24 protein-coding genes and 1 pseudogene are annotated in these 25,282 nt (G+C 40.3%); 7 read left to right on the top strand and 18 right to left on the bottom strand.

Annotation, left to right across the window (positions count from 1 at the left end; translation table 11 throughout):
- The first annotated feature begins 334 nt into the window (after positions 1-334).
- Positions 335-892 carry a peptide deformylase gene (def, locus tag AC6F33_RS06795; RefSeq protein WP_255746091.1) on the top strand — a complete coding sequence of 186 codons (558 nt, stop codon included), beginning with the start codon at positions 335-337 and terminating at the stop codon, positions 890-892.
- Positions 893-948: 56 nt separating this feature from the next.
- Here def and AC6F33_RS06790 read toward each other — a convergent pair whose 3' ends face one another.
- Positions 949-1,737, bottom strand: coding sequence for a Cof-type HAD-IIB family hydrolase (locus AC6F33_RS06790; protein ID WP_255746089.1), 789 nt, complete (start codon positions 1,735-1,737; stop codon positions 949-951).
- 274 nt (positions 1,738-2,011) lie between these two features.
- Here AC6F33_RS06790 and AC6F33_RS06785 point away from each other — a divergent pair, with 274 nt between their 5' ends.
- Positions 2,012-2,221 carry a DNA-dependent RNA polymerase subunit epsilon gene (locus AC6F33_RS06785; protein ID WP_255746088.1) on the top strand — a complete coding sequence of 70 codons (210 nt, stop codon included), beginning with the start codon at positions 2,012-2,014 and terminating at the stop codon, positions 2,219-2,221.
- 4 nt (positions 2,222-2,225) lie between these two features.
- Entirely contained in the window at positions 2,226-3,932 is a 1,707-nt protein-coding gene (gene rnjA, locus AC6F33_RS06780) for a ribonuclease J1 (RefSeq protein WP_255746086.1), read from the top strand.
- Positions 3,933-3,987: 55 nt separating this feature from the next.
- On the opposite strand, the gene AC6F33_RS06775 is transcribed toward rnjA, so the two are convergent.
- The 7 genes from AC6F33_RS06775 to ccpC all read right to left on the bottom strand — a co-directional run bounded on the left by AC6F33_RS06775 (position 3,988) and on the right by ccpC (position 12,845).
- Positions 3,988-5,004 carry a cytochrome d ubiquinol oxidase subunit II gene (locus AC6F33_RS06775; protein WP_500777994.1) on the bottom strand — a complete coding sequence of 339 codons (1,017 nt, stop codon included), beginning with the start codon at positions 5,002-5,004 and terminating at the stop codon, positions 3,988-3,990.
- 224 nt (positions 5,005-5,228) lie between these two features.
- On the bottom strand, positions 5,229-7,043 hold the full coding sequence (locus tag AC6F33_RS06770) for an ABC transporter ATP-binding protein (protein ID WP_500777993.1): 1,815 nt from the start codon (positions 7,041-7,043) through the stop codon (positions 5,229-5,231).
- Positions 7,040-8,809, bottom strand: a complete 1,770-nt coding sequence (locus AC6F33_RS06765; protein WP_255746082.1) for an ABC transporter ATP-binding protein — start codon at positions 8,807-8,809, stop codon at positions 7,040-7,042. Before AC6F33_RS06765 ends, AC6F33_RS06770 begins: the two co-directional genes overlap by 4 nt.
- Positions 8,810-9,187: 378 nt before the next feature.
- Positions 9,188-9,736: a peroxiredoxin gene (locus AC6F33_RS06760; RefSeq protein WP_255746080.1), complete on the bottom strand. Its 549-nt coding sequence runs from the start codon at positions 9,734-9,736 to the stop codon at positions 9,188-9,190.
- Positions 9,737-10,067: 331 nt separating this feature from the next.
- Positions 10,068-11,177 carry an N-acetyldiaminopimelate deacetylase gene (locus AC6F33_RS06755; protein ID WP_500777992.1) on the bottom strand — a complete coding sequence of 370 codons (1,110 nt, stop codon included), beginning with the start codon at positions 11,175-11,177 and terminating at the stop codon, positions 10,068-10,070.
- A 41-nt stretch (positions 11,178-11,218) separates the two neighbouring features.
- A complete protein-coding gene (gene dapD, locus AC6F33_RS06750; protein ID WP_255746076.1) occupies positions 11,219-11,929 on the bottom strand; it encodes a 2,3,4,5-tetrahydropyridine-2,6-dicarboxylate N-acetyltransferase in 711 nt (236 codons plus the stop codon).
- A 46-nt stretch (positions 11,930-11,975) separates the two neighbouring features.
- A complete protein-coding gene (gene ccpC, locus AC6F33_RS06745; RefSeq protein WP_255746074.1) occupies positions 11,976-12,845 on the bottom strand; it encodes a transcriptional regulator CcpC in 870 nt (289 codons plus the stop codon).
- Positions 12,846-12,995: 150 nt separating this feature from the next.
- Between ccpC and AC6F33_RS06740 the strand changes: the two genes are divergently transcribed.
- Positions 12,996-13,205, top strand: coding sequence for an aspartyl-phosphate phosphatase Spo0E family protein (locus tag AC6F33_RS06740; RefSeq protein WP_255746072.1), 210 nt, complete (start codon positions 12,996-12,998; stop codon positions 13,203-13,205).
- Positions 13,206-13,456: 251 nt separating this feature from the next.
- Here AC6F33_RS06740 and AC6F33_RS06735 read toward each other — a convergent pair whose 3' ends face one another.
- Together AC6F33_RS06735 and AC6F33_RS06730 are read right to left on the bottom strand one after the other, a co-directional pair.
- Positions 13,457-14,464, bottom strand: a complete 1,008-nt coding sequence (locus tag AC6F33_RS06735; protein ID WP_255746619.1) for an inorganic phosphate transporter — start codon at positions 14,462-14,464, stop codon at positions 13,457-13,459.
- 128 nt (positions 14,465-14,592) lie between these two features.
- The gene (locus AC6F33_RS06730) at positions 14,593-15,213 is read right to left on the bottom strand and encodes a DUF47 domain-containing protein (protein ID WP_255746071.1); all 621 of its coding nucleotides are present in this window, start codon (positions 15,211-15,213) and stop codon (positions 14,593-14,595) included.
- 390 nt (positions 15,214-15,603) lie between these two features.
- On the opposite strand from AC6F33_RS06730, the gene AC6F33_RS06725 reads away from it, so the two are divergent.
- Entirely contained in the window at positions 15,604-16,872 is a 1,269-nt protein-coding gene (locus AC6F33_RS06725) for an MFS transporter (RefSeq protein WP_500777991.1), read from the top strand.
- Between the two features lie 48 nt (positions 16,873-16,920).
- Entirely contained in the window at positions 16,921-17,523 is a 603-nt protein-coding gene (locus tag AC6F33_RS06720) for a TetR family transcriptional regulator (protein WP_255746068.1), read from the top strand.
- A gap of 56 nt (positions 17,524-17,579) precedes the next feature.
- Here the strand turns inward: AC6F33_RS06720 and yfkAB are convergent, their stop codons facing one another.
- The 8 genes and pseudogenes from yfkAB to AC6F33_RS06680 all read right to left on the bottom strand — a co-directional run bounded on the left by yfkAB (position 17,580) and on the right by AC6F33_RS06680 (position 24,371).
- Positions 17,580-18,710 (bottom strand): radical SAM/CxCxxxxC motif protein YfkAB, encoded by a 1,131-nt coding sequence (yfkAB, locus tag AC6F33_RS06715; RefSeq protein WP_255746066.1) that lies wholly within the window; start codon positions 18,708-18,710, stop codon positions 17,580-17,582.
- A gap of 116 nt (positions 18,711-18,826) precedes the next feature.
- A complete protein-coding gene (locus AC6F33_RS06710; protein WP_255746064.1) occupies positions 18,827-19,093 on the bottom strand; it encodes a hypothetical protein in 267 nt (88 codons plus the stop codon).
- Positions 19,094-19,318: 225 nt separating this feature from the next.
- A pseudogene (locus AC6F33_RS06705) lies at positions 19,319-19,384 on the bottom strand (YjcZ family sporulation protein); the annotation flags it as partial.
- A 255-nt stretch (positions 19,385-19,639) separates the two neighbouring features.
- Positions 19,640-20,242 (bottom strand): response regulator transcription factor, encoded by a 603-nt coding sequence (locus tag AC6F33_RS06700; RefSeq protein ID WP_500777990.1) that lies wholly within the window; start codon positions 20,240-20,242, stop codon positions 19,640-19,642.
- Complete coding sequence (locus tag AC6F33_RS06695) at positions 20,239-21,357, bottom strand: sensor histidine kinase (protein WP_255746062.1); 1,119 nt, start codon at positions 21,355-21,357, stop codon at positions 20,239-20,241. The genes AC6F33_RS06700 and AC6F33_RS06695 overlap by 4 nt, the downstream gene beginning before the upstream one ends.
- Before the next feature lie 110 nt (positions 21,358-21,467).
- On the bottom strand, positions 21,468-22,190 hold the full coding sequence (locus tag AC6F33_RS06690) for an ATP-binding cassette domain-containing protein (protein ID WP_255746061.1): 723 nt from the start codon (positions 22,188-22,190) through the stop codon (positions 21,468-21,470).
- A 10-nt stretch (positions 22,191-22,200) separates the two neighbouring features.
- Complete coding sequence (locus AC6F33_RS06685) at positions 22,201-22,926, bottom strand: hypothetical protein (protein ID WP_500777989.1); 726 nt, start codon at positions 22,924-22,926, stop codon at positions 22,201-22,203.
- 191 nt (positions 22,927-23,117) lie between these two features.
- Positions 23,118-24,371, bottom strand: a complete 1,254-nt coding sequence (locus AC6F33_RS06680) for a coiled-coil domain-containing protein (protein WP_255746058.1) — start codon at positions 24,369-24,371, stop codon at positions 23,118-23,120.
- Between the two features lie 324 nt (positions 24,372-24,695).
- On the opposite strand from AC6F33_RS06680, the gene AC6F33_RS06675 reads away from it, so the two are divergent.
- Positions 24,696-25,202 (top strand): hypothetical protein, encoded by a 507-nt coding sequence (locus AC6F33_RS06675; RefSeq protein WP_500777988.1) that lies wholly within the window; start codon positions 24,696-24,698, stop codon positions 25,200-25,202.
- The last annotated feature ends 80 nt before the right edge of the window (positions 25,203-25,282 follow it).

Genomic DNA, 25,282 nt, shown 5'->3' with positions numbered 1-25,282 from the left:
ATCACTTAAGCGCTTACAGCGATAAAGATTTCTCAACATAACTATTTCATCATTCACGCCTTCAATTCATCTTCAATCAAAAGTGGATAAATAACTCCGTAGATATGTGATCAATCCATCATTCTTTTCTAATTTTAGTTTATAATATGTCATTCAATGAAGTCAAACGTAACGGTTTAACGGTTATTTCATACCTTCTTAGAAATAAAAGCACAAATCAAAACAGGAGAGTAAACATTAGGAATTATTAATGATACACTAGTAACAGATTAGAAATAAAGTGAACAGACATTTTCGACGCTTTATTGAATTGGTTGAAGGAGTGACTTAATTCATGATTACAATGAACGACATAATTAGGGAAGGAAATCCCATTCTGAGACAAGTTGCGAAAGAAGTTCCCCTCCCGGCAACGGATGAAGAAAAAAACACAGTGAGACAGATGCTGGAATTTCTGAAAAACAGTCAGGATGAAAAAGTTGCTAAAAAATATGGACTGCGCGCGGGGATCGGGTTAGCTGCCCCTCAAATTGCACTCAGCAAACGGATAATTGCACTGTACTTGGATGATGAAAACGGCAAGCATTATGAATACATGCTCTTTAATCCGAAAGTCATCAGCCATTCAATTGAAAACACTTATTTGGAGGGCGGTGAAGGCTGCCTATCTGTTGATCGTGAAGTGCCGGGCTTTGTACCGCGTCATGCTCGAGTCAAAGTTAAGGCATTCGATATTGATGGTAAGCCTGTTACGCTTCGTCTTAAAGGTTATCCTGCAATTGCAATCCAGCATGAAATTGACCATTTGGACGGTATTCTCTTCTATGATCGGATTAATAAAGAAGATCCGTTTAAAATTCCGGATCACGTCATGGAAAAAGATATTTATTAAATGTTTGACAAACAAAGAGGATCGCGTTTTGCGATCCTCTTTGTTTACTAATAAAATTACAACAGGCCAATCTGCTTTAATCCATTATAAATTCCGTTCTGGTGAACCGGAGTGGTCACAAGATCCGCAGATTTTTTAGCTTTTTCAACTGCGTTCCCCATTGCAATACCGGTACCCACATAAGAAAGCATCTCAACATCATTATTACCGTCGCCAAAAGCACAAGCTTCATCAGGTGTAAGATTCAGCTTGTTTAACAGCTGCTTGATCCCCTCAGCTTTTGATCCCAATTTTGGAATAACATCCACCCCGTATTGATGCCAGCGTACATAACGAAACTGATTAAACGGTGCGTTTTGAAGAAAGCGCGCATCATCATTCTCTGAGTAAAAAAGCAAACCTTGATATATTTCGTGGTGTTCAAAAAAATGGGGATCACTTTCAGGAAAGGAAATCGGGAGCTTTAAGCTTTCAATGCTTATCCGTGCCTTGCTATCAGCTTCGCCATCCATTTTCAACAATTCTTCAGTTACAAATGCCAGCGACCAGCCAATTTCTCTAGTCTGTGACACGAGTGCATCCAATACATCAGAAGCTAATGGATTCGTGTACACCGGCACGTCATTGTGAACGACATAGGAGCCGTTAATACTGACAAAAGAGTGAATATCTAATTGCTCACGCAATGCTCGGAACATGAACGGGGAACGACCGGTTGCAATCGCAGTAATTATTCCTTGCTCTTGTAAATTATTAATCGCTTCCGCTGTGGAATCCGGAACCGATTTATTCTGATCGTACAAAGTATCATCAATATCAAAAAAAACAATTTTAGGCTTCGTCAAACGTATAATCCTCCTTCTGTTGAATAAGACGATTAGGCCAATCCAACACGCATAACAGCATTTAGAATCTTTTTCCCAATTCATTATATCAGTTCCGAGGACTATTTTCGTAAATCGGGTATGATTTTTTATTGCTTGTTAAAGCTAAATTCAAACTGGCAAAAATGACAATCAAATCTTTTGAATTCACGCAGAAACAGAGCTAGACAGTGAAAAAGATCAGCATTTCATATATAATGATTTGTAGAACATTTTTCTGGAAGGAGTATGAACCATGATTTATAAAGTATTGTATCAAGAATCAAGAGACGAGGTCCCGGTACGCGAGCAAACAGAGACACTCTATCTTGAAGCAAGCGACGTTCGCGACGTTCGCAAAAAAATGGCAGACAAACCATATAACGTAGAATTTATTCAACCACTTACAGGTAAATTTCTCGAATATGAAAAAAAGTCTGCTGAATTCAAATTGGAGAAGCTGTAACCCTATGAAATTTGTTAAAAACCATCAAACTGCCGTATTCTCTCTTGGCGGACTGGGAGAAATCGGCAAGAACACCTATGCTGTTCAATTTCAGGATGAAATCATTGTTATTGATGCCGGCATCAAGTTTCCCGAGGATGAACTGCTTGGTATTGATTATGTGATTCCTGACTACAGCTACTTGGTGAAGAACGCCGATAAAATTAAGGGACTATTCATCACGCATGGTCATGAAGACCATATTGGCGGTGTTCCTTATTTGTTGCGTGCGGTTAATGTACCAATCTATGCCGGAAAACTTGCGGCAGGATTAATTCGAAATAAACTGGATGAACATAATCTTCTACGTCAAACCGTGATCCACGAAATCACGGAAGACGATGTCATCAAGTTTCAAAAAACATCGGTCAGTTTCTTTCGAACGACTCACAGTATTCCCGATTCCTATGGGGTTGTTGTGAAGACACCTCAGGGTAATATTGTTGAAACCGGTGATTTTAAATTTGATTTCACTCCCGTCGGCGGACAAATTGCCAACTTGACGAAAATGGCTGAGATCGGCAAAGAAGGCGTCCTCTGCCTCATGTCCGACAGCACAAACGCTGAAGTGCCCGGATTCACGATGACTGAACGGGAAGTCGGCGAGAATATTAAAGATATTTTTCGCAAAGTGGACGGACGAATTATATTCGCTACCTTTGCGTCCAATATCCATCGGCTTCAACAAGTTGTCGATGCCGCGGTTGCTACGGGGCGTAAAATCGCTGTGTTCGGGCGCAGCATGGAAGCTGCAATAACAATCGGCGAAGAGCTCGGCTATGTTCAAGCTCCAAAGGATACGTTTATTGAACACCAGCAAATCAATCATTTACCTGATCAGGAGGTCACTATTTTGTGTACTGGGAGTCAAGGCGAGCCCATGGCTGCTTTGTCTCGAATCGCGAACGGTACACATCGCCAGATCCAAGTCCAGCCGGGCGATACAGTGATTTTCTCCTCTTCTCCGATTCCGGGGAACAAGGTCAGCATCAATCGTACAATTAACCAGCTTTACAGAGCAGGTGCTGACGTCATTCATGGTAAATTAAGCAACATTCATACCTCAGGGCATGGCGGTCAAGAAGAAGAAAAACTCATGCTTCGTTTGCTGAAGCCAAAGTTCTTCATGCCGATTCACGGCGAATATCGAATGCTGAAAAAGCATGTTGAGACAGCTCATGCTTGCGGTATTCCGTATGATCACTCGTTTATTATGAATATTGGTGATGTGCTCGCCCTTGACCAAAATTCAGCAAGAGTCACTGGAAAAATAACATCAGGTTCCGTTTATATCGACGGCAGTGGAATTGGAGACATCGGCAACATCGTCTTGCGTGATCGTAAAATTCTCTCGGAAGAAGGACTGGTCATTGTTGTTGTCAGTGCTGATATTGAGGCACACAAGATACTGGCTGGGCCTGACATTATTTCTCGAGGCTTCGTTTATATGCGCGAATCCGGCGATCTGATCAATGAAGCGCAAAGCTTGCTTGCCTCTCGTTTGCAAGAAGTTATTCAAAGAAAGTCTTTGCAGTGGTCGGAAATTAAAGGAGAAATTACAGATAGTTTAGCTCCGTTTCTTTATGAACGAACACGTCGCAGACCAATGATTCTTCCGATTATTATGGAAGTCGATGAAAAGGTAAATAAGCAAGTCGAAAACAGTAAATAAATTCAGAAGAACAAAAAAGCACAGCAGCCTGATAAAGGGTCGCTGTGCTTTTGTATTATTTATATTTTGGGATGGCAAGCTCGCGCAATACCCGCTTCTCTCTCAAAACGATCATTCCTATGAGTGCTGCAATCGCAATGATCAACGCGATGAAGAAAAACCAAGGTGATTGTGCCCATGCAGACAGCTGATGATCCATCACAATATCCGGATAGATTAAATAAGGAAAGTGAGAAACCGTATATCCGAACAACGCAAAAAAATACTGAAGCATGACAAGTGTAAAAATCCACTGATACTTCTTCAGGAATACAAGTGTCACAGCACTAAGCAGACTGATAAGCGAAAACATGAACATCCATGAATAGTCTAACGTACGCAAGAAATGTTCAGGGTTTTGCATTTCAAGTCCAAGAAAAACTAATCCGCTAGCAAAAACCATAGGCATACTCAGAAAAAGTACCTTATTTCTAAAATGCACGGTTAATTCATGATCTCCAATCTTCGAAGCAAAGAGAACCAAGTGCATGGCACTTATGTAAAAGATACTGATGATCGCAACAATCATGACCGACCAAAAATAGAAATTAGAAAGAAGGCGTATGATAAATGGAAGCAGCCCTCTTGCACCAACATCGGAAAAACCGCCTTCACTAATCACCAATGCGATACTCAGAACCGCAGGAATTAAGATACCGGTTATACCATTTCCAGCTAAAAAAACGCTTCGCATCCTATTCTCTTTTGGCAACAGTTCAGTCAAAGCAAAGAATGTTCCCTTGAGTACTGTTAAAAAGATAGCCAGTACTCCGCAGAATACGAGCGGTGTTTGGAAATTGAGAATCATCTCTGGAGACAAACCAATAATTGCCGTGAAAATCAAAACGAATCCTATATTCATTAACTCCGATACTGGTGACAGCCATTTTTGAAGCGGTGCATAGAGATAGTCCAAATGCTTAATACTCTGACCGTAAAATAAATAGAATCCTGTGCCAAAATCAATGGATGCCGTAATCATATACCCATAAACGACTACCCACAGCACAACCAGGATCAATTGTTGCATCATGATCCTTCCACTCCAGTCCGCAGGTCAAAAGATCCTTCGACACCTGCCTTCCCATTATACCAAAGAATTGATAATCTTCATCCAGTAGTGAATTGTTCTTGTCAAGTACGGTTTTATTTCACCGTCTTAAAAACAACGAGAAATAAATCGTTCCCGGCTTGATCCATCCGTAAGTAGAAAAAACAACCAATGGCCATCGCTGCGTGCTCTTAGTTTACTTGAAATTAAGAGACCCCATCAAGAGCATTATACTGACTGAGTACCAAATCAAAATACCTGCCTCGAAGGTCCATAAGTTCTTGATGGTTGCCTTTTTCAACAATTTCACCTTCATTAAGCACAACAATTTGATCAGAGTCGCGAATTGTGGACAATCGGTGGGCAATGATAATGGATGTTCTTCCCTTAAGCAGTTGCTTTAGAGCCGTTTGAATGACCATTTCTGTTTCCGTATCAATACTTGCTGTTGCCTCATCGAGAATGAGAATTTTCGGGTCTGAGAGCAGCGCACGTGCGAATGAAAGCAGCTGACGCTCTCCGACCGAAAGAATATTCCCACGTTCCTCAACCTCAGTCTGATATCCCTCAGGCAATCCTTGAATAAAAGTATCCGCACCAATTGCTTTTGCCGCTTGCATTACCTCTTCGTCAGATGCATCAGGCTTGCCAAAACGAATATTTTCCATGATTGTACCGGAAAATACATAGGTTTCCTGAATCACCGTTCCGACACTTGCACGCAGTTCACGCAAATCAAGGTCACGGACATCCACACCATCAAAACGCACTTGACCGGCCGTCACATCATAGAAGCGACTAATCAAGTTCGCAATTGTTGTTTTCCCCGAACCGGTATGCCCAACCAATGCCCAAGTCGCTCCCGCCGGAATATGGAACGTAATTCCCTTGAGTGCTTTTCTTGACCCATCGTACCTGAATTCTACCTGATCAAAATCAATTGTTCCATAGATGTTCTTCATGCTTATTCCATTTTTTTTATTAGGCACACTTGGCTTTTCATCAAGAAATTCAAAAATCCGCTCTGAGGAAGCCATCGCAACAAGCAGTTGATTATACACCTGACCAAGTCGGGAAATCGGTCCCCAGAACATACCGAGATAAAATGCGAACGAAACGAATGTGCCTATTTCTATTGAGTTCCTGTGAATGAGAAATACACCAAACCAGATGAGAATAGCCGATCCTACTGCATTGGACAAATCAACAAAAGGACGAAACATTGCATTTTTCTTAGATGCTTCCTGCCATGCCAAAAAGTTCTCCGTATTCACACCGTTGAAATATGCTCGATTCTCTCTTTCCTGTGTAAATGACTGCGTCACACGTATACCCTGAATACTCTCATTCAAATGAGAGTTCAGCTTCGACATTTTCATACGTACCTTTTGCCATGAACGTCGAATACTGCGTCGCAGCTTCGTTGAAATGAAGAACATCAGCGGAATAACAAGTAATACCGCAACTGCCAATGGTGGGCTGAGTACAAAGAGGATCACAAAGATACCAATCAAAGTAACAACATCCATCAATGTATTAATGACACCGTTCGTAAATAAATCCTGCATTGAATTCACGTCATTTATGACTCGGACGAGAATTGAACCGGCAGACCTTGAATCAAAAAAGCGATGTGAAAGATATTGAATATGATTAAATAAACGTTCACGCAAATCATGAATCACATACTGACCAAGTTGATTTGTTGTACGAATCCGGTACCAATTGCTCACAAATGATATTCCATAGAGTAGTGCGGTAATCGCAACCAGCCAATAAAGTAAGGTGTAGTTCTTCGCGTTAATCGCTCGGTCAAACGCATAAACACCAATGATAATCGGAATAATCAGCCGAACAGCCGTCGAGACAATCATTGCTGCAATTGCTTTAGGAATCAGCGTTTTCAAATAAGGTTTCAAGTAATTTAAAAGACGAAGCAGTTGTTTCCAGTTAAATGGCTTTTCAATGACCCGATCTTCCGGATAAAAGAATCGTTCTTTCTGTGTTCCGCTCTTCATCATCGACTTCTCCCTTCTCGGACGACTTGTTGTTTCACAAGATCGCGATCTTTGTACTGAATATTATAAATTCGCCGATAGATTCCTTCTTGCTGTACCAATTCTTTATGCGTACCGCGCTCTTTAATTCGTCCATGCTCAAGTACGAGAATTTGATCTGCCATCTGAAGCGAGGAAATACGATGGGCAATAATAAACGTTGTTCTCCCTTTCATTAATTCTTTGAATGCTTTTTGAATTAATCCTTCCGTCCGCATATCGACGGCACTTGTTGCATCATCAAGAATTAAAATACTTGGATTGACAAGAAGCGCACGTGCAATAGAAATTCGCTGTTTTTGACCACCGGACAGTCCCATACCTCTTTCTCCCAGCACGGTGTCATAACCGTTTGGAAGGCTTTGTATAAATTCATCCGCCTCAGCACGCTTTGCCGCTCTGATCACTTCATCCAGTGTCGCATCAGGTTTGCCATAAGCAATATTGTCGCGAATGGTTGAAGAAAAGAGAAAGTTTTCTTGGAACACATAGCCGATATTTTTCCTAAGGCACTTTAAATCATACGATTTAACCGGGCATCCATCGACCAATACCTCGCCGCTGGTCGTATCATAAAATCTGCCGATTAATTGAGTAATGCTTGTTTTTCCAGAACCTGTTGCTCCCATCAGTCCAATAATGTTTCCTGATTTCGCTTCGAAGCTTATATGACTGAGTGCTGTCGTTTTTTCATTCGGGTAGATCAGCGACACATTACGGAATGCAACATCCCCAGCAAGATGTTCTTTTTGAAAAGGGTGATCAGGTGACGTAATATCGCTTTTTTCATCAAGAATTTGCAGCAACCGTTCTCCCGACGCTTTCGACTGAGAGAAGGTATTGATCATAAATCCGAGATTCATCAGCGGATCCATGATATACCAGACAAGACTGAAAAAGGCAACCAAGGCACCGGGAGCCAGTCTTCCGCTCATGACAAAATAACCACCAAGAGCAAGCAGCAGAACCACGCTGATATTGCCAATCAGTTCCATGAGTGGAAAGTATTTTGCCCAAATATCTGCTGTTATTAGGTTTCTCGTTCTGTATGTTTGATTGTTTTTAGCGAAACGATCAATTTCAAAGTTTTCTCGTCCGAGTGATTTAATTGTATTCATGCCGCTAATATTTTCTTGAACGCGTGTATTCATGCTTGCAAGTGAACGCCTAATTTTTCGAAATGCCGGATGTACACGTTTATCAAAACGAAATACACTGACACAGAGAAAAGGCGTCATTGCTAAAGTAACAAGCGCCAATTCCCAAGAATAATAAAACATCAGAGCAAGGCTGAATCCTACAAGAACAACAAAATTAACCAGCTGAGTAAATCCTGCCGAAAGAAAAAAACGGAAGCCCTCGACATCAGCTGTCAGACGTGACATCAAATCTCCGGTTTTCGCATTGTCATAGTAGTGATACGGCAGATACTGCAGTTTCTTGTAAAGTGCTTCTCTCAAGCGAAAAACCGAACTCACTCCGAACATATCGCCCCAATACTGGCTGAAATAGCTTGATAATCCCTTAACAGCCATGATAATTACAAATCCTAAAGATAACATTGGAACAAGTGAAAATCTCTGACGAATCACCGCTTGATCAATTGTAAGCTGCAAGACAATCGGATAAACAATTGTAATCGCACTGCTCAGTATCAGAAATAAAAGTGAGCCGAACAAATAATGACGATCCGGCCAATAAAATTGCTTAAGCTTTTTAAATATCTCCAATGTACGCCTTCCTCTCCCTACCCTGCCCATGCATAAAACGCAGGTTAAAAAATATAAATATCTTTTACAATAACGACAATTTTATCAGAACGAGAGCAAACAACAAGTCATTCGCTCTTATTTGTAATCTTTGGAACTACTGATTATGAATTTTATAGGCTCATTAATGACCTGCCTTCCAAGCCTTTCATTCAGACTAATAAAAATTTAATTGCTTGGCTGGTTAAACATCTGACCCGTCAGCGAACTCGATCCCTGGAGAAATCTAGTGCAGTAACTCTTATACGCAAAGAAACAGGGCAATCTTAAGCCGATTACCCTGTTTTTTATGAGCAGCAATGAGCTGCCAGTTTATATCATTGATTTTAATATCTGAAATCACACATGCAGCGTTTCGTCACCGGGATGCCAATTTGCCGGGCACAGTCCGCCTGATTGAAGCGCTTGAAGTACACGAAGTGTTTCATCAACGTCGCGGCCGATGTTATTGTCATTAACAACTGAGTAGCGAAGATCGCCTTCAGGACTGATAATAAACAATCCACGAAGTGCAACGCCTTCTTCAGGAATGAGTACGCCATATTTTTCAGCAACTTCATGTGTGTGGTCTGCAGCTAAACTGAAGTTGATTTTACCAATGCCGCCTTCTCTTCTTGAAGTCTTCATCCATGCTTGGTGTGTATAGATTGTATCACAGGAACATCCAATTATATCTGCTCCCAGTGCTTTGAATTCATCGTAACGATCACTGAAGGCAGTAATTTCAGTCGGACATACAAATGTGAAATCCATTGGGTAAAAGAAGAAGATCGTCCATTTGCCGGCTTTGATGTTCTCTTCCAAATTTGCTTTGCCGAAAGAGCCATCCGCATTCACACTATCAAGATTAAACAAAGGGGCCTTTGCACTTACAAGACGTTCTACCATATTTTAATCATTCCTCCTGAAAATTATCTTCTTTCCTCACTCAAAATGAGGCTATGACATTATTATAGTATGGACTTTATTTTAAGTCAATGTTAATTAATAATTAATTTAAATTAGCATAAAATACTTATGTATCAATAATTAATAAATGTAATCAGTAAAATATATTATCATTTAAAATAAATATTATCAAATAATATGATTCCCCATTTTCTTTGATTCATTCAAGATAAATGATAACACGTTACACGTTGTTCTCCCATTAATACGCTTAAAGGTGAAATAAAAAAAGAGCGAAAAATAAATTCGCTCTGGAAATGTACTGATTTAATTAAACGCCATCTCTTATATAGGTGCTGACTACCTTCACTCCTTGGGCAAGTGCTACCTCATCAGGCTTGAAATCAGCAGAATGCAGACTTGACGTTTGCCCAACACCAAGCCAAAACATGAATCCCGGCAATTCTTTTAAGAAATAGCCAAAATCCTCTCCAGTCATTGCGTCATCGCAAATCACATATGGAAATTTGTTCTTTTCGCAAAAGCTGATGAATGGATCCACATATGTTTTGCGGTTGAATACTTGGTAATAATTTGCTCCGTAATCAATGACGCCCTTACATTGGTAAGCAATCTCAGTTGCCTTTACATGGCGCTCAATGTCCTCTTTAATCAATGTCATGGTGTCTTGGCTTAATGTTCGAATCGTACCTTCAACGCGGGCATATTCTGCAATAATATTCTGTTTAAAGCCGCCTGTTATTTTCCCGATTGTGAGCACCGCTGAATGAAGCGGATTAACTCGTCGGGCAACAATTGTTTGAAGTCCGACGATAAATTGGCTCGCCGCAACAATTGTATCGTGAGTCAGATGCGGATTAGCTGCATGTCCGCCTTTTCCACGGAAGTCGATAAACAATTCGGATGTATTAGCAAATAGAATACCTTCCTTTGTGGCAACTGTACCAGCCGGAAAATCCGGTGACACATGTAAAGCGAAAATCAAGTCCGGTTTCCACGCCTTAAATTCCTCACTGGCCATCATCGGAAGTGCTCCACCTGGGCCTTCTTCAGCGGGCTGGAAAATAAATAAGACATTCTCTTTAACCGGATGAAGTACAATATTTTCCAGAGCGCCAAGTGCAATGGTCATATGGAAATCATGCCCACACGCATGCATGTTTCCTTCATGCTTTGACTGAAACGAGTACCCAGTATTTTCTTTGACCGGGAGCGCGTCAATGTCAGTACGAAATCCGATGAGTCTTGAAGGATCAGTACCGGAAATGTGGACAAACAATCCGGTTTTCCACTTTTTTATTTGTATTCGATCTTGCGGAAGTTTCTTAATTTGATCCAGCAGGAATGCCTGCGTTTCCACTTCTTCAAATCCAAGTTCCGGTATCTGGTGCAACGCGCGCCTGATCGCAATATAATCCATTGTTGATCCCTTCCCATTATGCGAGCAATCACCCGTATTTATTATAATTGACGCAAGTCCTGCATAATTTCTGTTTTGGAACGTGTCTTCTCATCAATTGTTTTCAGCACACGTGCTGGCGCACCGACGACTACGGTATTTGCAGGAACATCTTTTGTTACGATTGCTCCTGCAGCAACAACCGCTCCTTTGCCGATATGCACACCTTCAAGAACAACCGCATTCGCACCGACAAGAACATCATCCTCGATGACAACAGGTTGTGCGGAAGGCGGTTCAACAACACCGGCGAGAACTGCTCCTGCACCAATATGACAATTTTTTCCTACCGTTGCTCGTCCGCCAAGAACTGCGTTCATATCAATCATCGTGCCATCCCCGACTACTGCGCCAATATTTATGACGGCTCCCATCATAATAACTGCTTGTTTGCCTATTTCAACTTTTTCACGAATTAACGCTCCAGGTTCAATACGTGCTTCAATTCCCTTAAGATCAAGTAACGGGACCGCTGAGTTACGCGCATTATTTTCTACAATATAATCTTCGATCTTGTCCTTATTCGCTGTGAGTACAGGCTCAATTTCCTGCCAGTCGCCTATTATTGTACCTGCATGTCCGCTAATAAACGCATGAACCTGTTCACCGAAGGATAAAGACGCTAAATCGCCTTTTATGTAAACTTTTACCGGTGTTTTCTTAACACTGTTTTTCAAAAATGAAATAATTTCATAAGCATCCATCTGCTCCATTTTTGTTCCTCCTAATTAGTCGTTTCACTTGCTATATTATCGAATTTTATGTGAAAAGTCTATGTTTTACCAGGCTCACAAAGGCATGCACCTGTTTAAGGCTAAGCGTTTCTTGATCGTACAGCAGCCAATTCTCTCTATAAATAGGATTGCTATGGGCGTCTAACAACGGTATGCGATTAATGATGTCCTGTTCCGTGAGACTGAGTGACGGCAGAACTGAATAACCAATGCCGTGTGTGACCATGAGTTTACACGTCTCAATCTGATCAACCATTATTGTGCGTACCGGAACCCTGAGGTTTTGTGAATGCCACCAATTCTGGATCACTTGATCATAGGATGAGTCGCTGCGGAATTGAATATAGGGTCTTTCTTCATAATTCAATTCACCCAACGTTGAAATCTTCGAATCCACAAAATTAAGCGGATCGGAAAACAGGTGCAGCTTTCCTCCACCCCATTTCGGCATTCCGCGAACAATTGCTACATGGCAAGCCGCACGGTACATATGCTCCAATATTTCGCTTGACCAGCCTGTCGTCAAGGAGATTTTCACAAGCGGATGCTGTTCAACAAAAGCCTTAAGCACATCAGGAAGCCAATACTGCCCATTGACCGATGATACAGCCAGTTTTAACGTACCATGAATCTCAGATTTATGAGTTTGAATCTCGGCACGTGTCTCTGCAGCACGTTCAAGCATTTCCCGTGCAAATTGTTCGACAATCTCACCTTCTGATGTTAGTACAACTCCTCGTTTTGATCGAATGAATAATTGAGCATTCCATTGGCGCTCAATAGACTGCAGTCTCTGACTCAATGCAGGTTGTGAAACAAAAAGTCGTTCAGAGGCTTTTCTCATACTTCCTTCGTCCGATAATACAGTAATTAATTCAAGATCAGATAATTTCAAAGTCTTTCCCTCCAACGATACGTGATCAATCTCTTAGCTGAACCTCCCCATTCTCATTATGCCTGCTACATTTGGTAGACAAACAAAAGAGACATGCTATAATATATTTAATATTGCTAGATGTTGATGCTCAAGGAGGGCTTTTTGTTCATGTCTGAGTTATCAGAGGTACTTATTTACCAGGAAAATAGTAGCGTTTACTCTGAAGCTATTGAGAATAAGCGGAAAAATTTATTGGATACCGCTAAAAAGTATGGCCTGTATGCCGAACAAACGTTACTTTGCAGTCAAGAACTTGATTTAATGATTGTTGAAGTTCAAGAAAAATGTTCAGCGATTTCTCAAAGCGCACAGGTCTGAGATAGAGTCACCGTACTTCCTTTCGCCCCTAGCTCTTCCCGGCTTCTGGCCGGCATTCATTTTTTATTTGCCTCTTTTTGTAACCGCTATCACGAAATATTAACCCACTATGAGAAGAATTTTATTATTTGTGATTACTCGCTCGGCATGTTTTCAGCAGAGCTCATTCTAAAAACTATCCATTTATTTATATACTCTTTTATCTTATAAAAAAAGAAGCTCGTATCAACGAGCCGATTTAACATACTTAATTAAAGAATCCAATTCAATAGCCGATAAATCACAGCAGCAACAATCGCTGTAAAAGGCAGCGTAATGACCCATGTGATGACAATGTTCAATGCCATTCCCCAGTTTACGCCTCTAACACGTTCCGCTGAACCAACGCCTAATATAGAAGAAGTAATAACATGCGTTGTACTGACCGGAAAATGGATAAATGTAAATCCAAAAATAATTGTAGCAGAAGATAGATCGGCAGCTGCTCCATTAATCGGTTGAATTTTCATGATTTTACTTCCTACCGTGTGAATAATACGCCAGCCGCCTACCGATGTTCCCATCGCCATAGCAAGTCCGGCAGCAACACGTACCCACATAGGTATTTCAACTTTTGTCAAATAATTTGATGCCACCAGAGCCATCGTAATAATCCCCATTGTTTTCTGAGCATCATTTGTTCCATGAGCAAAAGATTGCAATGCCGCTGTGAATATTTGAAAAATCCTAAAGTGACGATTTGTCTTCACTAACGAAAAGTTATGGAAGATGAGCGTGAAAAGTTTCATGACAATAAAGCCAATTGTAAACGCCGCAATCGGTGAGAAAATCAGCGCTTCGAAAATCTCAATAAATCCTTGATAGTTTAAAGAGCCAAAGCCAAGCGCAGATATCCCCGCACCCGCCAGGGAACCGATAATTGCATGAGACGAACTGCTGGGCACACCTAAATACCATGTTGCAAGATTCCATAAAATTGAGCTGATCAGCGCCGCCATTACAATGATTAAACCAGTCGTTTCATCTTTAATGGTAAATGGGTCAATAACCCCCTTGCTGATTGTTTGGGCTACACCCGTAAATGTAATGGCCCCAAGGAAATTCATGGTACCTGCCAAAATAATTGCAACCCTTGGGCGCAAAGCACGTGTAGAAACAGAGGTGGCTATCGTATTTGCAGTATCGTGAAAGCCATTAATAAAATCAAACATAAACGCCAAAAACACAATCATCAGCGTCAACGCAAACAAACTTTCCATGATCATAAAACCCTTTCCTCGTAAAAAATGAATGCGTGGTTTTCAGGAATTGCTCAGTCATTCATTGATTTTCAATCGTAATCATTGCGGAAAGATTTCCCCACAAAGAAACGGGCACAAAGACGGAATCATGCGTTTCGCATCATGATTGTTTCCAATGTGTCGGCAACATCTTCACAGCTATCGGCAACGCTTTCCAACATTTCGTATAATTCTTTATACTGAATGATCTTAATTGCATCTTTTTCATTCTTAAATAAATTTGTAATGCATTTAACAAGCAGATCGTCGCACTGAGTTTCATAATCATTGATTTTGATGACGCTGTTTCGAATACCTGACAAGTTCTTTTTACTCATCAATGTGATGGCCTGATTAATTTCCTTACAGGATTCATATAAAATGCCGACAAACTCAACCATATATTCATCAGCATGAGAAATCCCATATATTTCAAGTCGCATTGACCATTCTTCAAATCCATCCAGGACACTGTCCATTTTCATTGCTAATTCCAAAATATCTTCACGTTGCAAAGGAGTGACAAAGGTCTTATTTAGAGCAATGATAAGTTCATGAACGTAAGAATCTCCTTTACGTTCAAAGTTTTTCATTTTCTGAGAAAACTCGTGTAAGTCAGCTTCATTTTTAATTTTACTTTCATCAAAAAATTTAGCTGCATCCTCTAGATTAAGTGAGATGATTGAAAGCATATTCAAAAACTTGTCATTTTTCGACAAAAAGTGCACAAAGTCCACCTCTCCATATCATAATTAAAATTATTTTTTTAACGAGTCGCACAGAAAAAAATTTACAACATTCAATTTCAATGCCATCACGACTGAAAAAGAGCCCAATTTCCATTTTAACAGAACACAATAGATTTACAATCCGTTTTCGAATTGTTAAAAAAAGATTAACACATTTTTCGACGAAATTCACATTAACCAGCAATTATGCGGTTTCATTCTCAACGATCTTAAAACACGGAATTATTTTTTCATCTTATTTGCTGCTCATTGAAATAAAAACAACATAATACGTTTACAAAATTTATTTCTAAATACGCATTGAAAATGACACAAGTGTCGTTTATAATAGCGACATTGGTGTCATTATTATTTTTGGAGATGAATGATATGTCGATTAATTTTTGGAAACTGCTTTCAGGGCGTGCACTCAGCACAATTGGAATGAGTTTGTACAACGTTTCACTGATTTGGTACATTTACCACCTAACTCAAAACACTTTTTACACTGGCTTAGTCGGTTTTCTTGCGCTCGCTCCCATGATGTTTCAATTTCTGGTCGGACCGCTTGTTGATCGGATGAATAAAAAAAGATTGCTTTGGACGACCGAACTCGGTCAAATCATTTCGGTGGTCATCACTTACTTTATGTTTACTGTTTTTTGGCACTCTGCAGCAGCGCTCATCGTGCTCACGCCGGTCGTCGCTGTTTTAGGTATGTTCAGTAATCCTGCGGAAATGTCCTTAATTCCGGAATTTGTTCAAGAAGGACAATACTCCTCAGCAAACGCTCTGATGAACGTGAGTTATCAAGCATTCTCCATCATCTTCACTAGTCTGGCTGGCATTCTGATCGTCTTTATTTCACCCTTAACGCTCTATCTTTTGTCAATTATCTTCAATTGCTGCAGTATCGTCTGCTTTCTTCTGATTAAAAGAACAATGGAAATCCAAAAGGAAGCGGATAAATCAACAGATCTGAAGAAAAATTTATACAAGTATTGGAAAAATCTCACTTCCGGATTAAAAATGGTATGCGGCTCATTTATTATCCAATTTATACCGGCAACCGTTATTGCCAATCTGGTCTTCGGAATGCTCAACGCCACATTGCCCGCTTATGCCGCAGAACGCGGCGGCGCGCAATGGTATGGCTTTTATCAATCGGCGGAAACAATTGGCATACTCATCGGCGCGGCGACTGCGCCATTATTCAAAAAATGCTCGCTAGGAAAGCTAATTATTTTCGGTTTTTTCTTATCTGGAATCTCATGGCTGATCTCTTATTTTACACCATTGAACAGTCTGTCACTTATCTTATATGCAGCAAGTCTGATTCCAACCGGCATGACTAATATTCTTTTTGTTTCAGCGTTGCAGAAGGCTGTTCCACAAAAACACTTAGCACAAATCTATACCATAATGATCAGTGCAGGCGGATGTGCCATGCCGCTTGGATCTTTATTTGGAGGACAAATAGCACATCTATGGGGTGTTGGTCCTATTTTCATAAGTATTGGGGCAAGTCTCTTATTTGTTTCTCTCTATTGGCTCGTTCTGCCGATCTTGCGCCAGATGCCTGAACCAGATAAACTTGGCACAGGAACATATAGCCTTAATTTGAGTGAAACTCGCGCCGGTGATACACCAAGCTCATGATCGATAAAGAGTTGATTGTGATATACTGAAAAAGCAGGAGGGGTGACGATGCCAAAGGTGAGTGAAGCTCATTTTGCGCAACGAAGAAAGCAAATTCTTCAGGCCGCTCAAATTGTTTTTTCCAATAAAGGTTTTGAACCGGCCACGATGCAGGATATTGTAAATGAAACCGGGATGAGCCGCGGCGGGGTTTATCAATACTTTTCAAGCACTGAGGCCATGATGCGCGCATTATTGGAAGAAAACAACACAGATTTCGAGAAATTTATAAATTCACTTATACAGAAACACACAAAAATGTGGGATGCAGTTCAAGATTATTTAGAAGCACTATCACATGAGGCAGGCACTCCTTTTTCTATAGCGGTCTATGAATACTTCGTCACCGGATGGCGCAATGAAGAACGAAAAACGTATTTAAGAAATCGTTACCTGAAGGGACAAAACATTTTCTCTCGCATTTTTCAAGAAGGTGTCCGTCGTGGTGAGTTCATTCCGCAGCAGCCTATTGAAGACATTACACGCTTTTTCATTAACACAACAGATGGAATTGCTTTAGAAGCAGCTCTACTGGGGCATAAAACGGTTGGTGCCCCAACTCAGATTGATGCGCTCCGACTTTATCTCAGAGCAGTATTAGGTATTCAATAAGAAAAAAGGTCCTCTGCAATCAAATCATGCAGAGGACCTTTTTATATATGCGGAAATCACCGCGAAATAAGTGCTTTCCGTTTCATAAAATCAACATCTTTATAATAAGTATTTTTGACAAGCACATTGGGACCAAGACATTTTACTGCTGGACAGTGACAATTCAACGATTTTGCAAGTGGAGTCGTCAACCAGTGTTGATAGGCATTTTCCAGTGTTGTTGTTTTAATGTTGCCCAGTGCCGGTGCATCGGCAAAGTCAGTGACAATAATATTTCCATCAAAAATGTTGACGTTAAGTCTTGACCTGCCGTCAGGGTCATTACGAACAGTCACATTTTTCTCGTGATACAGACGTTCAAGTAACGCCAGATCTTTCTCATTTTTGTTGCATGGGTAAAAAGGCAAGGTCCCAAACAGCATCCATACGTTCTGATCACGACAATCAAGCAAACGATGAATACCTGATCGAATTTCATCAAGCGAAGCAACTTGTAATACGCTGGCAAAATCGCTAGGATACATCGGATGTACTTCGTGACGTTGACACCCCATCGCCACCACTTGTTCATGAATCCGTTCAAGATGCGGCAGAGTTCGTTTATTAATCATCGTTTCCGCTGAAACAATCACTCCGCGAGCAGTCAATTCTCGTGCATTTTCAATCATACGATTAAAAAACAATTGTTGTGCTTCAATTTTCGGCTTCTTCTCCATTACTGCGAAACCTATATTGGAATAATCTTCGAAACTTCCATAGTTAAAGGAAATATGAAGCACGTCAAGATATGGGATAATCAGTTCATACCGCGCAAGGTCAAGCGTCAGGTTCGAATTGATCTGAGTTCTCAAGCCGCGTTCGTGCGCATACTTTAAGATGGGCACCACATATTCTTTTACTGACTTGAGTGACAGCATCGGTTCGCCACCTGTAATACTTAAAGCGTGCAGATTCTTTGCTTCATCAAGTCGTTTGAAAATCAAGTCTAACGGAAGAGCATTTGGATCACGTTTCTGCAATGTGTATCCTACCGCACAATGCTCACATCGCATGTTGCAGAGCGTCGTCGTGGTAAACTCCACATTCGTCAGTTCTAAGTGTCCGTAATGCTCCATATCAAAGTAAGCTTCCCACGGATCATTTTCAGGACTGATCGGTGCTGTTCTTATCTGTTCAATTGTTGTCATGCAACTCCTAGCCTTTCAATATGAATTTACACTACTCATACTATACCATATTGAAAAGATAATTCACGAGTTTGTCACATTTTCAAATGCATCCGTCTTGGTCAGGAAATCTTTGCTCAGGCAGTCTGAACACCTGCTAAATGTTTTGTAATATAGTCCTTTGTTTGATCAATTCCGCTTCCTTCGATAACGATCAGGCACTCCTCATCATGGGAAAACAAAATAAAGGAGAGCAGCTCTGACAGACGATGAACCTTTTGTGCTTCATTTTTCCCATAAACATAAATATTTTGATTCCATTGCGCGCAATAACCATAAAAATCAATGAATTTGTTTAGTTTCAGTTCCCTTGGGTTGAATTTGAAAGAAACGATGTTTGGCATAGCAGCTGGCACTTCCTTTCGCTTAAATAAGATACCTTTATTGTCACACATTTCACGCAAATACTGAACGGGGTTTTTTTGTCGACTAAACACTAGTTTGGAAGAAGCAGTTCATAAAAAATTTATTGATACCATGTCTTCCATACTCTCATAAAAATTTTGCATAAAAAAAGCCGGAATTTCATTTTTAAATGAACACCGGTTTATCATTAAATCTTTCCCTATTTAATAGAAAAGACCAACGATGACAAGGAGAATAAACATGACAACGATGAGAATAAACATACTGCATCCCCCTCTATTTTTCTATATCCTATTCGGTCATGTCCACTTCTGCAGCGGCCTTTGCACATTTTTCGACAAAAGCTCAGATCTGTTTTCATCATCACTGTGAAGTACCTAATGGATATATGAAATTATAAAGAACGCAGTTATCCGCTACATGTTAAGGTTCGCTAACATTTTAAAAGAGCAATATAATTAAAAAAAGAGAAAAGGTGACTATAAGTTCTACCTGTTTTGCACTGGTTTCTTTGATTTTTGCATTCAAATCCAGCCATTTTCTTTCGCTTTTTTGGCAGCCTCCTGCCTCGAATGCGCGTTAAGCTTCTGAATGGCGGTTGATAAATAGTTGCGGACGGTTCCGCCTGATAAATGAAGTATGCTTGCAATCTGCTTCGTTTCGTAACCGGAGAAGGCTTGACACAGTACCTCTTGTTCACGATTCGTTAATGGATTTGTAACGGAAAAATAAAAAGCTGTCGCCAGTTCAGGACTAATAAACCTGCCTCCATCGTTTATGAGCCTCAAATGCGCAATAAGCTCATTAATTGGTTCATCCTTTAATATGTATCCTGCTACCCCAGCTTTCATTGCGCGTTCAAGGTAACCTGGGCGTGCGAATGTCGTCACAATGACTGCTTTGCACGGCGTATCCGCATCCTTAAGTTTTTCGGCAATCTCGAGTCCAGTCATCTCCGGCATTTCGATATCTGCAATCATAAGATCCGGGCTCAACCGTCGAACGAGCTCAAATGCTTCTCTGCCATTACCTGTCTGGCCCACAACCTCAAAATCCTTTTCCATTTCGAGCAACTGAGCAAGCGCGCCACGAAGCATTCCTTGATCCTCAGCGATTAATAATTTCATTTTTCTTCAACCACCTTTTGTTCATTTAACGGCAGAGAAAAACGAAGGAGCGTTCCTTTATCTTTTGTCCGCACATCCACTGCTCCCCCAATCAAATGCATTCGTTCTTGCATTGTGTGCAAGCCGTTTCCTCTTGTATCCTTGTTTCGAATGCCGATCCCGTCATCAATAACCTCAAGAATTAATTTATGACCATCAATCGCCGCCTGAATGATGCAATGCTTGGCAGCACTGTGCCTGACGACATTAGTGATTGCTTCACGGAACGCAAGGCTCAGCATTGTCTCATCGGCTGCCTGAAGCCGCGGCCATTTTTCCGGATTATGAATAATCACTGAAATGCCTTTTGTTTCAAGAAAATACTTCGTTTCATTTAGTTCCTCTGCTAGCGAATGATGACGAATGGACGCAACAATCTCCCGCGTTTGTCCCAAAGCCGATCGAGTAATTCGTTCTATTTCTCCGATCTCTGATTTGGCACGACCCGCATCCTTATCAATCAATCGAAAGGCAAGCTCGCTTTTAAGAATAATCATCGTCAACGTGTGCCCCAGTGTATCATGAAGATCACGTGCAAGACGTCCACGCTCTTGTTCCTTAACCAAGGCAACAATCTGTTCATTCGCCTGGGCAAGCTGATGATGCAAATTTTTTGTTCGCTCGTGAAGAAAAATTGCGATCGGAATGGCAGCTTCTAATAGGAAAAAAAAGACCTGATCATGATAAATAAAAGCTAACGGCCAACCATCAATGATTTGCGACACCGACAGGTAAGCCGCGGCTAGTCCCGCAATTCCAATCGCCAAGTCTCTCACACGTTCAATATAACCGAAAAGAAAAACAAAACTAATGCCGTAAAGGAGCATTATGGCAGAATCGAGAGTTACTGAGGCAACGACGAGTGCAGCGACACCTAATAAAAAATGGACAAGTAGCGTCGTGTACTCAAGCCAGTACATCTGCCGAAAGACATAAAGCAGTACAAGTCCTGCAATCAACCCAATCACTTTTTCCGATAAATGATCGGCCTGCCAAACATTAATAAAGAATTGAGGAAAAATAATCAGTATCCAAAGATAGGGATATGGGCCTGTCGCTTTTGGAAATATTTTCAATCTTCGCGCCCTCTCTCTAAGCGGCTTTTCTTTAGAATACATGTTAATAAAAAGTCAGTAAACAAGTTAAATAAAAATTCGATTATTTTCAAAAAAACTGAAGCTTAATCTCATGACATTTCCCATTCATCGATAATACGCACGCAAATAGGCATTTTATTTTCTCTGCACGCTTGTATCCAATGCCGTTCATTTTCGTCAATGATGATTTTTCCTTTATCTAGAACATGCACCTGGTAATCTTCAAACCATTTAAGATCTTGAAGCTGATGGGTGGCATAAACCACTGTCTTTCCTCTCCTCTCCTGCAATCGACGAATCGACTGTGCGATTTGCATTCCGGAATAGAGATCAACACCGGCGGTTGGCTCATCAAAAAGATACAAGGATTTATCAATCAGACAATACAGAACGATAGTCAGCCAGCGACGCTCTCCAGGTGACATCTTGCCATATTGCATATCCCACAAATAAGTGATTTTTCTTAATGCACTCGGATCATCAAAAAGTTCGCTACACATCTCGGGTGATAAATCCCCACTCCTGTATTGACCGCTCCCGCATAAAATCAATTCAGCAAGATCTTTACCTTTTATCGTGCTTAGAATAGGAACTCCTTGGATCTGATAGAGTATTTCATTTCTTTGGATTGGATTCAGAATAGCCGCATCAACATTGAGCAAACCTGCGAAGGCATCAAGAAGAGTCGATTTTCCTTCTCCATTCATTCCAAGTAAAAAATGCGTCTTCCCTTGCACGAGATTAAATGATAGATCGTCAAAAATTAAGCGATCATTTTGCCGATACCTAAAATTCAAATGTTCTATTTTCATGCGTTTCACCTCAATTTCTAAAAATCGGTAAGAACTGTATTTTTTTTAAAGAAAATAAACCAATAAACAAATAGAAACAAGTTATTGTGATCGAAAACCAAATCTGAAACCCATGGATAGATGTTCCATCAAACAAAAGTCTTGCGATCTGAAAGGCATAATCAATGGGGTTGATGAATGATAAAACACGATTTATTTGATTGACCGACATGAAAATAAAGCAGAAAATCAGTATATTAGTTAACGGGATCATTGTTTCCTGTCGCAAGCGTAGAGCTGCAAAGAAAAGAAAGAGAAAAAATATTGGCGGACTGCTTAGAATAATCAGCAGAAAGGATTGAATCAACAGTTTTATTATTGGCAGATCGAATAAAAAACAGCTAAGAATATCCAAGATTAGAACGGATAGAGTGAGTAAAATAAATTGTGATATGTATTTGGCATAAATGATCGAGCAGACATTCCCTGAAATGAATAGAAACATTTTTAGAAATTGATCTTCTCTTAGAACAACTAATGAAGGGCCGCTGTTAATTATGGCATAAAGAACAACCATGTAGCTAATCCAGTAAAACACATGATTCTGGACAATCTGCTGATCCGACGTATGGAAGATAAAGGGACGCATCGTATAAATGATTGATCCAATTGGCACTCCGAGGGTAAAGATCAAATTAATTTTGTAATACATCATGACACGCAAAAAATGTTTAACCAGCGGAAAAGTGTTCATCATTCAGCCTTCTTTATTATTGAAATAATACCACTACAAAAAGAATAGCCAATGATTTGCAGCACGCATAGTCTCACATATCATATTTCTTTTATGACAGCTGTCATATTTGTTATATTTCGCTGATTTTATGACAAATTAAAAAACACAAGCAACTAAGCTTGTGTTTTAAAAATTTTATATTTGGGAATGAATTAGTTAAGGATTCTACGAACTACACCGCGGAAATGTGATTTCCAGTATGAGTTGTCCATGCTTACAATGGCAACGCCGGTGCTGCTTTGGGAACCAATGAAGCGTCCGCCACCTAGATAAATACCAACATGACCATTCGTTTTATATGTATCGAAGAATACGAGATCACCAGGACGTGCAGAGGCAAAGCTTACCGCACTGCCTTGACTTACCAGTGCACCTGTTGATCGACCGACTCCAATGCCATTTGCCGCAAATGCAGCATGAACGAAGCCAGAGCAGTCAAACTGACCAGCTGCAGGATTGGAAGCACCAAATACGTAAGTCGACCTGCCAATAAATCGATTGCCATAACCAAGGATACCGGAAATGCCCCCTGTCGCAACGGATGCTGACAGACTAACAGGCTGAGACTGTGCTGAATCATTTGATGAACTGCTACTATTTGATGAAGAATCACTAGCTGTTGAACTGCTTGAGTTACTTGAGCTGCTTGAACTGTTCGAATCAGTAGATTCACTGGATGGATTATAAGAAACCGGTTTGATCGATGCACGTTTCAGGTCTTCTGCAGCACTTGCTAAAGAAGCGAGTTGAGCTGATACACTGGCTTGCTTTTGATCCAATGCCTTAGAAGCAATTTTCTTCTTTTCCTGAAGTGCAACAACTTCAGTTAACGTATTCTTCAGCTTTTCCAAACGTGCAACATTGGCTGCTTGTTTTCTCTCAACACTTGCTTTCTTTGTTTTCACAGCGACTTGATCATTCTTTTGATCAGTAATAATTTTTTGATCCTGGTTCGTAATCGTTGTTAGTGCAAAGGTACGGTCAATAAAATCCCCGAAATTTTTGGAACCCAGTAAGACATCTAAGTAATTTACAGATCCGCCATTCTTATAGATCGAAACTAAACGATCATTTAACAGTGCTTTTCGTTTTTCAATTCGTTTATTGATTTCAGTTATTTCAGCTTTCAAGGCACTAATCTGATCATTATTTTGATTAATCTGTGCCTGTCCATCACTGATTTCGCTTGTCAATTTCAACTGTTTCTTATTCATCTCGGCAAGTTCATTCTGAATGGCTTGCTGCTGCTTAGTCAGCTGATCTCTCAGTGATTTCTGAGCAGAAGTTTTGTTATTAATATCACTTAATGATGGTGAAGCGTATGTAACTGATGGAGCAATCGAAGTATATGTCAGTCCGAACGTCAGTGCCAGTGTCACGGTTGCTTTTTTCTTATTCATTTTCATGATCGGCCTAGTTCCTCCCCAAAACAATCATTCTCTTTTTTTACCGTACGTTTTATTAGGTTCTATTATTTTCTCTTTATCGACTTTTTAATTATAGCACCCTACCTTTTCAAACTGATATTAAGCTTATATGTCGAAATGAAATATAATTGTAACATTAGCTCGATATCCCACGAATTAAATCATTTATCCTTTGTAATAAATTTGTCATTTAAATAAATTTTTCAGAAAAAGAATTTATTGGGACAACAAATGAAAGGAATAGGACAATTTGAACGTGACATACATTAACTGAGTAGAACAAAATGAGCGGAGGTAAATGCCATGTTTCTTATCTTTGGTTCGGTTTTGCTGACAACTGTTCTCTACAACCAGTTTAGAGAAAAACCATTAACCGGCCGTCTTTATCGGCAACCACTGGCATTGTTATTTTGCGCGGTTTGTGCACTTTCCACTATGCAGCCACTGCCGCTCATTGACTGGATCATGCTCGTTACAACTCTGTGTTTTTCATTCGGGCTCGGATTGATCCAAGGTCGTTTTACCCCGCTTTTAAATCATGACGGCGCATGGTATCTTTCTGGATCCATCATGTCGGTATTAACTTGGTCGCTGTCAATACCCATTCGTTTTGCGCTCAAATCCCTATCAATCCATTACTTGTCAATGACTCCTTCATTAAATGGTTCTTCGAGCTTTATTATTTACTTCATATTTATCTCTGGATTTTTATTTGGTCGTTACACGATGCTAATGGTTCGATATCCTTCACTGCTGAAAAATGTTGGAAAAAATGAGCAGAAATTAAAACGGCTTCGTGAAGCACGATAACCACATAAAGGTTAACGGCATCCATCAACCAAACAACACACATCAATCTGATGTTCCAGATTGATTTTTTTAATCCAAGA

It is taken from the genome of Sporolactobacillus sp. BBK16-2, from assembly GCF_059878335.1.
This window is presented reverse-complemented; position numbering and strand designations above follow the sequence as displayed.